Annotated in this window: 13 protein-coding genes; 6 read left to right on the forward strand and 7 right to left on the reverse strand. The window is 58.5% G+C overall.

From position 1 onward, the window contains the following. Positions 1 to 305: 305 nt before the first annotated feature. The 6 genes from HMPREF3096_RS25675 (at position 306) to HMPREF3096_RS25700 (ending at position 4,858) form a co-directional block, all read left to right on the forward strand. Complete coding sequence (locus HMPREF3096_RS25675; RefSeq protein WP_008806150.1) at positions 306 to 620, forward strand: BON domain-containing protein; 315 nt, start codon at positions 306 to 308, stop codon at positions 618 to 620. A gap of 124 nt (positions 621 to 744) precedes the next feature. Beyond that, the gene (yqaB, locus tag HMPREF3096_RS25680; RefSeq protein ID WP_004174701.1) at positions 745 to 1,311 is read left to right on the forward strand and encodes a fructose-1-phosphate/6-phosphogluconate phosphatase; all 567 of its coding nucleotides are present in this window, start codon (positions 745 to 747) and stop codon (positions 1,309 to 1,311) included. Beyond that, positions 1,308 to 1,736, forward strand: a complete 429-nt coding sequence (locus HMPREF3096_RS25685) for a YqaA family protein (protein ID WP_008806149.1) — start codon at positions 1,308 to 1,310, stop codon at positions 1,734 to 1,736. The genes yqaB and HMPREF3096_RS25685 overlap by 4 nt, the downstream gene beginning before the upstream one ends. A 66-nt stretch (positions 1,737 to 1,802) precedes the next feature. Next, positions 1,803 to 3,359, forward strand: coding sequence for a glutamate--cysteine ligase (gene gshA / locus HMPREF3096_RS25690; RefSeq protein WP_008806148.1), 1,557 nt, complete (start codon positions 1,803 to 1,805; stop codon positions 3,357 to 3,359). 163 nt (positions 3,360 to 3,522) lie between these two features. Next, the gene (luxS, locus tag HMPREF3096_RS25695) at positions 3,523 to 4,038 is read left to right on the forward strand and encodes an S-ribosylhomocysteine lyase (RefSeq protein WP_002914351.1); all 516 of its coding nucleotides are present in this window, start codon (positions 3,523 to 3,525) and stop codon (positions 4,036 to 4,038) included. Between the two features lie 52 nt (positions 4,039 to 4,090). Then, positions 4,091 to 4,858, forward strand: coding sequence for an AraC family transcriptional regulator (locus HMPREF3096_RS25700; protein WP_016161680.1), 768 nt, complete (start codon positions 4,091 to 4,093; stop codon positions 4,856 to 4,858). Here the strand turns inward: HMPREF3096_RS25700 and leuA are convergent. From leuA to proX, 7 genes are all read right to left on the reverse strand, one after another. Then, entirely contained in the window at positions 4,837 to 6,513 is a 1,677-nt protein-coding gene (gene leuA, locus HMPREF3096_RS25705) for a 2-isopropylmalate synthase (RefSeq protein ID WP_016161679.1), read from the reverse strand. The genes HMPREF3096_RS25700 and leuA overlap by 22 nt on opposite strands. Positions 6,514 to 6,649: 136 nt before the next feature. After that, positions 6,650 to 8,188: a multidrug efflux MFS transporter permease subunit EmrB gene (gene emrB, locus HMPREF3096_RS25710; protein ID WP_008806145.1), complete on the reverse strand. Its 1,539-nt coding sequence runs from the start codon at positions 8,186 to 8,188 to the stop codon at positions 6,650 to 6,652. Positions 8,189 to 8,203: 15 nt separating this feature from the next. Then, positions 8,204 to 9,376: a multidrug efflux MFS transporter periplasmic adaptor subunit EmrA gene (emrA, locus tag HMPREF3096_RS25715; protein WP_008806144.1), complete on the reverse strand. Its 1,173-nt coding sequence runs from the start codon at positions 9,374 to 9,376 to the stop codon at positions 8,204 to 8,206. 125 nt (positions 9,377 to 9,501) lie between these two features. Next, positions 9,502 to 10,032 (reverse strand): transcriptional repressor MprA, encoded by a 531-nt coding sequence (mprA, locus tag HMPREF3096_RS25720; RefSeq protein WP_002914337.1) that lies wholly within the window; start codon positions 10,030 to 10,032, stop codon positions 9,502 to 9,504. 90 nt (positions 10,033 to 10,122) lie between these two features. Further along, complete coding sequence (gene ygaH / locus HMPREF3096_RS25725) at positions 10,123 to 10,458, reverse strand: L-valine transporter subunit YgaH (RefSeq protein ID WP_008806143.1); 336 nt, start codon at positions 10,456 to 10,458, stop codon at positions 10,123 to 10,125. After that, on the reverse strand, positions 10,448 to 11,194 hold the full coding sequence (locus HMPREF3096_RS25730; protein WP_022065776.1) for an AzlC family ABC transporter permease: 747 nt from the start codon (positions 11,192 to 11,194) through the stop codon (positions 10,448 to 10,450). The genes ygaH and HMPREF3096_RS25730 overlap by 11 nt, the downstream gene beginning before the upstream one ends. Positions 11,195 to 11,377: 183 nt before the next feature. Then, complete coding sequence (gene proX, locus HMPREF3096_RS25735) at positions 11,378 to 12,376, reverse strand: glycine betaine/L-proline ABC transporter substrate-binding protein ProX (RefSeq protein WP_008806141.1); 999 nt, start codon at positions 12,374 to 12,376, stop codon at positions 11,378 to 11,380. Between the last annotated feature and the right edge of the window lie 18 nt (positions 12,377 to 12,394).

Below are 12,394 nucleotides of genomic sequence, written 5' to 3' on the forward strand. Positions count from 1 at the left end.
ATCCTCCCGGATGCACCATATTCTCCTTAGTAGCAGCGACGATGTTGTTGCATGGTCTGCGAAATTATCGTCAGCACCAGGAAGGATAACGTTGCGTAAGCAACGGCCCGAAGGGCGAGGCTTAGCCGAGTCATCCTCCCGGATGCACCATCTTCACTCTTTACTCTCTCCTCACCATCCCTATAACCTCGTTTTCCATCACCGGTTTCATACTGACTTTTTTATTGGCAAGCCGCGCTTTCCACTATAATTTATCCTTGTATATCAGCGTTATCAGGCTGAGTTAAATGCAAGGAGAGAAATCCATGAAATGGTTCAAAGCAATACCTGCTTTTTGCGCGACGCTGCTGGTGGCGACGGCCCTTACTGGCTGTGCCGGTTCGTCCACCAAAGAAAGCACCGGCGGTTACATTGACGATACCGTGGTGACCACTAAGGTGAAAACGGCGCTCTTTAACGATAAAGATATCAAGTCCTCAGAAATCAGCGTCCAGACCTTTAAAGGCCGCGTGCAGTTGAGCGGGTTTGTCTCCTCTGCGGAAAGCGCTAAACGTGCGGTGGAAGTCACCCGTCGGGTGCAGGGCGTGCGTATGGTCGAGAACGATCTGCGTATTAAATAAGACCCACTACCCGGTTTATGCCTGAAGGCGCCTGAGGGCGCCTTTGTCGTTTGAGCCGCTGGCCGCGACAACGACGGGCTTTTGCGATAGAGTAACTATTCATTAACCGGTTGGTGAGAAGACAATGTACGAAGGTTACGCAGGACTGATCTTTGATATGGATGGCACCATTCTCGATACCGAGCCGACCCATCGGCAGGCATGGAACGAGGTGTTGGGCCGCTACGGTATGCGTTTCGACGAACAGGCGATGGTCGCGCTCAATGGCTCACCAACCTGGCGGATTGCCCAGGCGATTATTGAACTCAACCAGGCGGATCTCGATCCACATCGCCTGGCGCAGGAAAAAACCCAGGCGGTTAAGGCGATGCTGCTGGACAGCGTACGCCCGTTGCCGCTAATTGAGGTGGTCAAGGCGTGGCATGGTCGTCGCCCGATGTCGGTGGGTACCGGCAGCGAAAGCGCCGTCGCCGAGGCGCTGCTGGCGCACCTGGGCCTGCGTCATTACTTCTCTGCGGTGGTGGCGGCCGATCATGTGGTCAACCATAAACCCGCGCCCGATACCTTCCTGCTGTGCGCCGAGCGCATGGGCGTCGCGCCGGAAAAATGCGTGGTCTTCGAAGATGCCGACTTTGGTCTGCAGGCGGCGAAGCGTGCAGGCATGGACGCTGTTGACGTGCGTTTGCTGTGAGTGACGCGCTGTCACTCACCTCGCTGTTTGCCAGTAGCTTTTTAAGCGCCACGCTGCTTCCCGGTAATTCGGAGGTTGTGCTGGTGGCTATGCTACTTGCAGGGGTCAGTCATCCATGGTGGTTAGTATTAATAGCAACAATCGGCAATAGCCTTGGAGGGGTAACTAACGTTATTCTGGGGCGCTTGTTTCCGCTGCGCAAAACCTCGCGCTGGCAGGAGCGGGCGGCTGGCTGGCTTAAGCGCTACGGCGCGGTCACGCTCTTACTGAGCTGGGCGCCGGTTGTCGGCGATTTACTGTGTTTGCTGGCGGGATGGATGCGCATTTCCTGGGGACCGGTACTCTTTTTCTTATGCCTTGGTAAGGCGCTGCGCTATATCGTTATTGCAGCAGCGACGCTTCAAGGTATGACGTGGTGGCACTAATTGGACTGATAGTTCATCCATTACAATTATGCTTATTCAAACGATTTCGACAGGCGGGAGGTCAAATTGATCCCGGACGTATCACAGGCGCTGGCCTGGCTGGAAAAACATCCGCAGGCTCTGCAGGGTATTCAACGTGGTCTGGAGCGGGAAACGCTGCGCGTGAACGCAGACGGCACCCTTGCAACGACCGGTCACCCTCTGGCGTTAGGCTCAGCGCTGACGCATAAATGGATTACCACCGATTTTGCCGAAGCTTTACTCGAGTTCATTACGCCGGTGGATGGCGATATTGAGCATATGCTGACCTTTATGCGCGATGTCCATCGCTATACCGCGCGTCAGCTGGGCGACGAGCGAATGTGGCCGCTGAGTATGCCATGCTATATCGCTCCCGGTCAGGATATTGAGCTGGCGCAGTACGGCACCTCAAACGTGGGGCGTCTGAAAACGCTGTATCGCGAGGGGCTGAAGAACCGCTATGGCGCGCTGATGCAGACTATCTCCGGCGTGCACTATAATTTCTCGCTGCCGATGGCGTTCTGGCAGGCGAAGTGTGGCGTGGAAGACGTCGAAAGCGGTAAAGAAGCTATCTCGGCGGGCTATTTCCGCTCGATTCGTAACTACTATCGTTTTGGCTGGGTGATCCCTTATCTGTTCGGCGCTTCGCCGGCGATTTGCTCCTCGTTCCTGCAAGGGAAACCGACGACGCTGCCTTTTGAGGAAGCGGGTAACGGTATGTACTACCTGCCGTACGCCACCTCGCTGCGCCTCAGCGACCTCGGTTATACCAATAAGTCGCAAAGCAATCTCGGAATTACGTTTAACGATCTGCATGAGTATGTGGCAGGATTGAAGCGGGCGATTAAAACGCCGTCGGAAGAGTACGCTAAAATCGGGCTGCAGAAAGACGGCAAGTATCTGCAGATCAACAGCAATATCCTGCAGATTGAAAACGAACTCTATGCGCCGATCCGTCCGAAACGCGTGACCCGTCGGGGCGAAACCCCGTCCGATGCGCTGCTCCGCGGTGGCATTGAGTACATTGAAGTGCGTTCGCTGGATATCAACCCGTTCTCGCCGATCGGCGTTGACGCCCAGCAGGTGCGTTTCCTCGATCTGTTTATGGTCTGGTGCGCGCTGGCCGACGCGCCGGAGATGAGCAGCGATGAGCTGCTGTGCACTCGCACCAACTGGAATCGGGTGATTCTGGAAGGGCGTAAGCCGGGCTTAACGCTGGGGATTGGCTGCGAAAGCGCGCAGTTCCCGCTGGCTCAGGTGGGCAAAGATCTGTTCCGCGATTTACGCCGCGTGGCGCAGACCCTTGACAGTATCCACGGTGGCCAGGCATATCAGCAGGTCTGCGACGAGCTGCTGGCCTGCTTTGACGATCCGGAATTAACCTTCTCAGCCCGCATTCTGCGTTCTATGATTGAAGAAGGGATTGGCGGCACTGGCCGTGCATTGGCGGATCGCTATCGGACGCAGCTGCGGGAAGAGCCGCTGGAGATCCTGAGCGAAGCCGATTTCATCGCCGAGCGCGAGGCATCGGTGGCGCGGCAGAAGAAAGTGGAAGCGGAAGACAGTGAGCCGTTCGAAGCGCTGCTGGCACGACACGCGTAGCCGCTGACGATACAAAAGAAAAAGGCCACATCAATGTGGCCAAACTTTCATCTCTGATTCAGGGATGATGATGATAATAAATGCGCGTCTTTCATATACTGAGACTCGCGGCTGAACAAAGAGTTCATTTTATTTTAAAAAAAATCACTCCCGGAGGTGACGAATGCCGTTGTTAGATAGTTTCACAGTCGACCATACCCGAATGGAAGCCCCAGCGGTGCGTGTCGCGAAGAAAATGAACACGCCGCATGGCGATGAAATCACCGTTTTCGATCTGCGCTTCTGCGTGCCGAACCAGGAAGTGATGCCGGAACGCGGTATCCACACCCTGGAGCACCTGTTCGCGGGCTTTATGCGCGATCACCTGAACGGGAATGGCGTGGAAATTATCGACATTTCGCCAATGGGCTGCCGCACCGGGTTCTACATGAGCCTGATTGGTACGCCGGACGAGCAGCGCGTCGCTGACGCCTGGAAAGCGGCGATGGCCGATGTGCTGAAGGTGAAAGACCAGAACCAAATCCCGGAGCTCAACGTCTACCAGTGCGGAACCTATACCATGCACTCGCTGGAAGAGGCCCAGGACATCGCTCGTCATATCATTGAGCGCGATGTACGCATCAACAGCAACGACGAACTGGCACTGCCGAAAGAAAAACTGCAGGAACTGCACATCTAGTGCTTCCGCCACGGCCCGACGCCTGTCGCCGGGCCGCTCTCCTGACGCCGCCATGACGACCACCACGACTTTCTCCTTTCAGCACCGCCCGCTGGTGCCTTTTGCCCATGATTATGCCCACGGTGACCAGGAAGACTGGCATCAGCATGACTGCGCCCAGCTGCTGCATATTTTAAGCGGCGTGGTGCGGGTCGCGACACCGGCAGGTTACTGGGTGGTGCCTCCCGGGCGCGGCGTCTGGCTGCCGGCGGGAACGCCGCACGCGCTGCGTATGACCGGCAACGTGGCGGCGCGCACCCTGTTTATCGATCCGCTGGCGCGCGCCGATCTCCCGGCGGGTTGCCAGATCGTACAGATCACGCCGCTGCTGCGGGAACTGATCGTCTCATCCCTGGGACTGGCCGAGTGCTATGCCCCCGCCAGCCGTGACGAACGGATTTATGAGCTGATCCTCGATGAGATCCGCGGGATGGCGATCCTGCCGTTTGGCCTGCCGGAACCGCAAAGTGACACACTGCGTCGGCTGTGCCAGCAGGTACGCGAGGCGCCGGGCGAAGCCTGGAGCAGCGGCCAGGCGGCAAAGGTGTGCAACATGAGTGAGCGAACCCTTAACCGCCATTTTCAGCAGCAGACTAGCCTGACGTGGAGCGAGTGGGTGCGCCGGGCGAAGCTAATGGAAGCGCTGATTCGCCTGGCGCAGGGTCACTCCGTGCTGCGGGTGGCGCTGGAGCTGGGCTACGGCAGCCACAGCGCCTTCAGCGCCATGTTTCGTCGGGTGATGGGCGTTGCTCCCAGCGACTATTTTCGCCCTTCGACCTGATCGGCGACGCTGATCGCATTGCACAATGCCTGCAGCGAAGCGCGCGCCACGTCATTATCAATACCCACTCCCCAGTAGCTTTCACCTTGTGGAAAAACGCAGCGGATATAGGCGACCGACCGACTGTCGCTGCGCGCGCCAAGGGTATGCTCATGGTAGTCCTTGATCATAAATGGTTGTCTGAGCAGCGCGCTGAGGCCGCTGGCGGCGGCCGACAGCAGGCCGTTGCCCTGGCCCTGCAGGCGTCGGGTTTCGCCGTGGTGTCGCAGCGTCGCCTGCAGCGAAAGCTGGCCATCCTGTTGGCTGGCGCTCTGATAATCAAGCAGCGTCAGCGCAGGCTGCGCCAGCAGGCCGTAGCGCGTGCGGAACAGCTGCCACAGCGCGTGGTGGGTCATCTCTTTGCCGTCGCTATCGGTCGCCTGCTGTACATGCTGACTGAAGTCCTGCTGCAGCCCGCGGGGCAGCTTGAGACCATGGTTTTGTTCGATAAGCCAGGCGCTGCCGCTTTTTCCCGACTGGCTGTTGACGCGGATCACCGCCTCATAGCTACAGCCAATATCCTGTGGATCAATGGGCAGGTAGGGCATCTGCCACGGATCGCCTGGCTGACGGGCATCAAACCCTTTTTTGATGGCATCCTGATGGGAGCCGGAGAAGGCGGTATAAGCCAGACTTCCCGCCCACGGGTGGCGTGGGTGAACGGGGATCTGGTTGCAGTTTTCCACCACCTCCACCACCCGGTTCATCTGCTCGAAGCGAAGCTCAGGGTCGATGCCCTGGCTGTAGAGATTCATGGCCAGCGTCACCAGGCAGACGTTGCCGGTGCGTTCGCCATTGCCAAACAGGCAGCCTTCCACCCGATCGGCGCCGGCCATCACCGCCAGCTCGGCGCTGGCGACACCGGTCCCGCGGTCGTTGTGCGGGTGCACGCTGATGCAGACCTCGCCGCGGCGGGAGAAGTGGCGGCAAAAATACTCGATCTGATCGGCATAGACGTTGGGGGTGTTCACTTCCACCGTCGCCGGCAGATTGACGATCATCGGCCGTTCGGCGCAGGGCTGCCAGACGTCCGCCACCGCCTCGCAAATCTCAAGGGCAAACTCGGGTTCGGTAAAGCAGAAGGTCTCTGGTGAGTATTCGTATTGCCAGCGGGTCTCCGGCTGTTGTTCGCACTGCTGGCGGATAAGTCGGGTGGCGCGGGTCGCCAGGGCGATCACTTCGGCTTTATCCATCCCGAAGACCAGCTCGCGAAACAGCGGCGCGGTGGCATTGTAGAGGTGGACGGTGGCCTGGCGGGCGCCGCGCAGTGCCTCAAAGGTGCGCAGGATCAGCGGATCCCGCGCCTGGGTCAGCACCTGGATGGTGACATCTTCCGGGATGCGCTGCTCGTCGATCAGCTGGCGGACGAAGTTGAAATCGGTTTGCGAAGCGGAAGGGAAGGCGACCTCAATCTCTTTAAAACCGCACTCCAGCAGCAGATCCCAGAACTGCAGTTTGCGGGCGCTGTCCATGGGCTCCGCCAGCGCCTGGTTGCCGTCGCGCAGGTCGGTCGACAGCCAGCGCGGGGCGTGGCTGATTTGCCGGTCGGGCCAGCGGCGGTCGGGCAGGGCAATCGGCGGGTAGGGACGGTACTTTTCAGCAGGATGGCTCAGCATAGTGTTCTCCTTAATGGTCAGCCTTTATCCTGCCCGAGCACCGGGTGGCGAGCTTTCGCAAACGAGACAGAAACTAGCGAGAATTGGACAATCTGACGCCATAAAAAAGGGACCCGCAGGTCCCTTAGTCTGATGCTTAGTGTGCGCCCCCGCCGCCGCCGCCGGCACTGAATGGCGGCCTGGCGAACCACACCAGGCTGAGCAGAAGAATAAAGATCCCCGCCGAAACCCAGAAGATTTCGTTGGCGGAGATAATCAACCCCTGGTTGGTTATCTGCTGCGCTATCCAGCCGGAAGCCTGCTGCTGGGTCATTCCCATGCCCTGCAGCTGATCGTACATCTGCTGGGCGTTGGGGTTGAACGGCGTCACCGACTCGGTGAGCTGCGCATGGTGCAGCGCCTCACGGTTGGTCCACATGGTGGTGGTGATCGAGGTCCCGATGGAGCCGGCCAGAGTTCGGGTAAAGTTTGACAAGCTCGACGCCGCCGCCAGCCGCTCCGGCGGCAGGCCGGAGAGGGTGATGGTGGTCAATGGCATGAAGAAACAAGCCACCGCGAAGCCCTGGATAAACTGCGGCCACGCCGATGCACCAAAGTCCATACCCGGTTCAAAGGTCCACGCACGCCAGTAGAAGCAGACGGCATACATAATAAAGCTGAAGGTGACCAGCCGACGCATATCGAGCTTATGGGCAAAGCGGCCAATAATCGGCGACAGAATGACCGGGATCACCCCCACCGGCGCCGACGCCAAACCGGCCCAGGTAGCGGTGTAGCCGTAGACCTCCTGCAACAGCTGCGGCAGCAGTACGATAGCGCCGAAGTAGAGCATATAGGCCAGGCTGATACACAAACAGCCGATGGTGAAGTTGCGCGACTTAAACAGCGACAGGTCGACTATCGGGTTATCGTCAGTCAGCTCCCAGACAATCAGGAAGCTTATCGCCACCACCGCCACGATGGTCAGGATGATAATCTCGTTGGAAGCGAACCAGTCGAGCTCTTTACCGCGGTCGAGCATCACCTGCAGGCTACCGATACCGATAATCAGCAACGCCAGCCCGACGCCGTCGATACGTCGCTGTTCGGTACGGGTTTCGCGCCCGCGCAGGGTTTGCAGCGTCATGATCACCACTGCGATACCAATCGGCACGTTGATGAAGAAGATCCAGCCCCAGTGGTAGTTATCGCTGATATAGCCGCCGAGAATCGGGCCACAGATCGGCGCGACGATCACGGTCATTGACCACAGGGCCAGCGCAATAGAACGCTTCGCCGGTGGGTAGTTGCTGAGCAACAGGCTCTGCGACAGCGGGATCAGCGGACCGGCGACGATCCCCTGAATGACGCGGAAGAAAATCAGCATCGTCAGGCTGTTCGACACCCCACAGGCCCAGGAGGCGATAGCGAATGCCACCGTCGACCAGACGAAGAGCTTCACCTCGCCGACGCGCTTCGCCAGCCAGCCGGTAATGGGGATGGAGATGGCGTTGGCCACCCCGAACGAGGTGATGACCCACGTCCCCTGGCTCAGCGACGAGCCAAGGTTACCGGCAATGGTTGGGATCGCCACGTTGGCGATCGTGGAGTCCAGCACCTGCATGAACGTCGCCAGCGACAACGCAATGGTCATAATGACCAGTTGCGCGCCTTCGAGCGGTTTTTGCTGTTGCATTACGCTCACCCCGAATTATCCGGCGTTGGCCTGAATGATCTCGTCGATCAGTTTATTAACCGGCTCAAGCGCGATTTCGCGGGCATTGCTCTCGTAAACCGGGGAGCTTCGCACCTGGCTGGCCAGCATTTCGCCATCGCGATCGGTGGTGTTGACTTCCACCAGCGTGGAGAGGCCGATGCGCAGCGGGTGTTCCGCCAGCTGTTTTTCGTCCAGCTCGATACGGACCGGCAGGCGCTGTACCACTTTGATCCAGTTACCGGTGGCGTTCTGCGCCGGCAGCAGGGAGAAGGCGCTGCCGGTGCCCATATCCAGGCCGACCACTTTGCCAGTGTATTTCACGTCATCGCCATAGATGTCGCTGATCACGGTGGCCGGCTGGCCGATGCGCATGTGCGCCAGCTGGGTCTCTTTAAAGTTGGCGTCGATCCACAGGTTGGTCGCCGGGACCACCGCCATCAGCGGCGTGGTGGTGCCGATCTGCGCCCCAGGCTGTACGGAGCGACGGGAAACGTAGCCGCTAATCGGGCTGACGATTTGCGTACGCTGCAGGGCCAGCCAGGCGTTACGTACTTCGGTGGCCGCCTGCAGCACCGCCGGCTGCTGTTCCAGTTTGGTGCCCAGCACGATCGCCTGGTTGGCGTTGTATTGCTGGATTGCCACGTCGAGTTCGGCCTGCGCGCTGGCGACGGTGTCGCGGGCGTGCTGCAGCTCTTCGCGGCCGATCAGGTTCGCGGCGCCCAGCGGGATGCGGCGATTCAGGTCAGCCTGCGCCTGGGCGAGGGCGGTCTTTTTGACGTCAATATTCGCCTGCAACTGCTTGCTGTTGATCATCTGCTGACGGGTTTGACGCACGCTGGCGGCCAGCTGCGTTTTGGCTTTCTCAAACGCCTGCTGGGCATCGGTCTGATCGAGCGTCACCAGCGGATCGCCTTTCTGCACGTAGTCCGTGTTGTCAGCCCAGACTTTGGTCACGCTGCCTGAGACCTGGGCCATAATTTGTACCTGGTTCCCTGCCACGTAGGCATCGTCGGTCTCTTCGTAATGACGCAGTACCAGAAACCAGTAAATCCCATATGCCACGGCAATAATAATAAAGAGCAATGTCAGCAACAGGAGTGCGCCTTTGCGCTTTCCTTTTTTGCTGCCTGGTTGCTGCGGGGTTTGGCTCTCCGCATTTGCGCTCATGTTATTCTCCACGATCTTATTATTTCACATCGGCTGAGCCGACCTGTTTATCAGAAAGGCCAGCAGAGATCTGCTGGCCTGGCTGTTTTCCTTGCAACGTAAAAATGGGCTGAGCGACGCCGCCCTTAGCGTAGAGAGTCCGCCAGCACGCCTTCTTCTTCCATCTGGTCAAGGCGGCTCAGGAGTTTGCGGGTGATATGTTCGAGCTGATCTTTTTCGCTGGTGCTGAGTGAAGACCACAGCTGATGCAGGCAGTTATGCTGCGGTGGCAGGACTTCACGCAAAAACTGATGGCCCTTTTCGGTCAGTTGCAGATGCAGACAGCGGCGATCGTTATCGCTCTCGCGACGTTCAATCCAGCCGCGTTTTTCCAGTTCATCAGCGATACGGGTGGCGTTGGTACGCGACGAGCCCAGCGCGCAACTCAGCTCGGACGGCTGGATGCTGTGGTTTTCCTGTGACTCCAGCGTAATCAGCGCCATAAATAATGTCTCGTTAATTCCCTGCGCTTTGAGCATTTTATTGCGATTTTCCAGCAGCTTACCTTGCATATGCATGCAAAGACGAGTTAACAGGATCTCCTGGAACGGGAAATCTTCATGGCGGCTGGCGCGGAATTTGAGCATTTGCTCAATGGGAGTAAACGAACTATCCATTTGGGTATGACCTCATTAATTACAGCCGATATAATAACTATTGTGACAAATAAATCAAATGAATTATTGACTAAAATTGATACGTAAAGCTTAGAGTCCGCTGGTGATTTTCCATGCCAGACCATAGGCCAACGCCGACAGCAGCGTCGGGACAATAATGCTGCGGGTTTTCCAGAAGGCGGCCCCCAGCACCAGGAAGCCGATCAGCGTCGGCGCCAGGCGATGGGCATCGGCGAGGATCTCCGGCACGCTGGAGACCACCAGCAGCGCGCAAATCGAGGCGATGCCGATGGTATCCAGCAGCACGCTGACCGGGCCACGGCGGGCAGGCCGGGCATGGCCGGCGCGCAGGCGCAGGGGAAGATAGCGAAACAGATAATTCACGCTGCCGACTATCACCCCGAGCAGAAGGACTTCACTGTTCATCCGGCATCCCCTTAAGCATGGCCTGGACCAGCGCCGTCAGACACCCGCAGACAATCCCGGCGAGGATGGCCGCCGGAATGGAAAATAACAAAATGCCACCCAGCGCGCCCGCCAGGGCTGCCGTGACGCAGAGTGACTGCTGGCGCTGGAATGAGGCCAGCAGGAAGCTCATAAACAGCGCCGGCAGCATAAAGCCGAGCGCGGCCTCCACCGCGGGATAATCCACCAGCAGGCCGTTACCGGACCAGGCGCCGGCCAGCGTGCCGCACACCCACGATGCCCAGGAAGTAAAAGCGAGACCGAGCATCCAGTTTTCGCTCCAGCGGCGGTTATCGCGAACCAGCCTGGCGGTGGCCGCGGCGAAAACCTCATCGGTCAGGCCGAAGGCCCAGAGGGCGGTTTTCTTTTTATCCAGCGCTGAGCGAATGCGGCTGCGCAATGAGGGACCATACAGCACGTGGCGGACATCCATCGCCATCACCGTCAGGGCGGCGACCCACAGCGAACTGCCGGCGGCCAGCATGGCGGTGATCACAAACTGGCTGGCGCCGGCGTAAATAATGCAGGAGAAAAACACGCTTTCCAGCGGGGTGAATCCCAGCCGGGTGGCGTTCAGTCCGAAGGCGAAAGCCACCGGCAGGTAGCTGATAACGATGGGGAGACTGTCTTTGATGCCTTCGCCGACGGTGGCGACACGTTCAGGTAAGGCACAGGTTAAGGGCGCGGGGTTTTCCATATGAATAACTTATCGCTGGATCCATGTGAAGGTGACAAATTGACCGATGGGTCCACCTTAACAGAGCGCGACGCGCCTTAACACTATGGAAATTCCTGGAATCCGCTTTTCCATACTCTGTGCTGCGAGCAACGAGGGAAAGGGAGCCCGGATAAGACGGAGCGCCTTATCCGGGAGGCAGGGTTACTGCTGCGCGGCGAGCGCCGCTTTCACCCAGCTGTCGAACAGCGGCTGGTGGGCTTTGATCCAGCCATCGACATGACCGTTAATGTCGGCTTCGGAAGCATGGCCTTCGTGCATCATCGCATTCTCGGCGTTGATGTCGGCGATCGGCAGCTTCATGACGCTAAACAGGGTGGCGGCGGCCGGATTTTTCTCGGCCCAGGCTTTGTTGGCGACGATGTGCATTGTGTTCACCGGGAAGCCATAGTTGGCGCCGTTGGCCAGTTTGGTGTCGATGTTTTTCTGCTCGCCCGGCAGGGAGGAGAACGGCACCTGCAGCCAGACGACGTCTTTGCCAGGTTTCAGCACGTCGCTGACCCAGTACGGCGTCCAGGTGTAGTAGAGCACCGGTTTACCCTCTTTATAGCGGGCGATGGTGTCAGCCATCATCGCCGCGTAGTTGCCCTGGTTATGGGTGACGGTTTTGCTCAGGCCATAGGCGTCAATCTGGTGGTTAATCACCGCTTCGCAGCCCCAGCCTGGCGTACAGCCGGTGAGATCCGCTTTACCGTCGTTATTGGTATCAAACAGTTTGGCGATCTGCGGATCTTTAAGCTGATCGATGGAGGTGATGTGGTACTGCTCGGCGGTTTTTTTATCGATCAGATAGCCCTGGGCGGCACCTGAGACATACACCCCTTTACGATAGAATTTGTTATCACCGCCTGCCGCGGCGTACATGTCATCGTGCAGCGGCTGCCAGTTGGTGGCGATAAAGGTGGTATCCCCGGCGGCAATCGAGGTATAGGCAACGTTATAGTCCACTTCGCTCGGTTTCTCGACGGTGTAGCCTAGCTTCTCCAGCGCGCGACTGACCAGCAGGGTCTGGAAGGTCTCTTCCGAAATAGTGCTCTGGGCAGGCTTCACGGTAATCCCTTTGCCCGGCAGGTCGGCGGCGAAGGTGCTGGTGGCGATCAGGGTGGCAAAGGCGGCGGTGGCCATCATCGTACGATGTCGCATGGTGGTTCCTCTTATTGT

It is taken from the genome of Klebsiella sp. HMSC25G12 (assembly GCF_001807705.1).
GTDB classification, from domain to species: domain Bacteria; phylum Pseudomonadota; class Gammaproteobacteria; order Enterobacterales; family Enterobacteriaceae; genus Klebsiella; species Klebsiella variicola.

Excerpts from the sequence above, each read along its gene's own strand:
- HMPREF3096_RS25675 (WP_008806150.1), top strand. The coding sequence starts at position 306 with ATGAAATGGTTCAAAGCAATACCTGCTTTTTGCGCGACGCTGCTGGTG.
- yqaB (WP_004174701.1), top strand. The coding sequence starts at position 745 with ATGTACGAAGGTTACGCAGGACTGATCTTTGATATGGATGGCACCATT.
- luxS (WP_002914351.1), top strand. The coding sequence starts at position 3,523 with ATGCCGTTGTTAGATAGTTTCACAGTCGACCATACCCGAATGGAAGCC.
- HMPREF3096_RS25700 (WP_016161680.1), top strand. The coding sequence starts at position 4,091 with ATGACGACCACCACGACTTTCTCCTTTCAGCACCGCCCGCTGGTGCCT.
- leuA (WP_016161679.1), bottom strand. The coding sequence starts at position 6,513 with ATGCTGAGCCATCCTGCTGAAAAGTACCGTCCCTACCCGCCGATTGCC.
- emrB (WP_008806145.1), bottom strand. The coding sequence starts at position 8,188 with ATGCAACAGCAAAAACCGCTCGAAGGCGCGCAACTGGTCATTATGACC.
- emrA (WP_008806144.1), bottom strand. The coding sequence starts at position 9,376 with ATGAGCGCAAATGCGGAGAGCCAAACCCCGCAGCAACCAGGCAGCAAA.
- mprA (WP_002914337.1), bottom strand. The coding sequence starts at position 10,032 with ATGGATAGTTCGTTTACTCCCATTGAGCAAATGCTCAAATTCCGCGCC.
- ygaH (WP_008806143.1), bottom strand. The coding sequence starts at position 10,458 with ATGAACAGTGAAGTCCTTCTGCTCGGGGTGATAGTCGGCAGCGTGAAT.
- HMPREF3096_RS25730 (WP_022065776.1), bottom strand. The coding sequence starts at position 11,194 with ATGGAAAACCCCGCGCCCTTAACCTGTGCCTTACCTGAACGTGTCGCC.
- proX (WP_008806141.1), bottom strand. The coding sequence starts at position 12,376 with ATGCGACATCGTACGATGATGGCCACCGCCGCCTTTGCCACCCTGATC.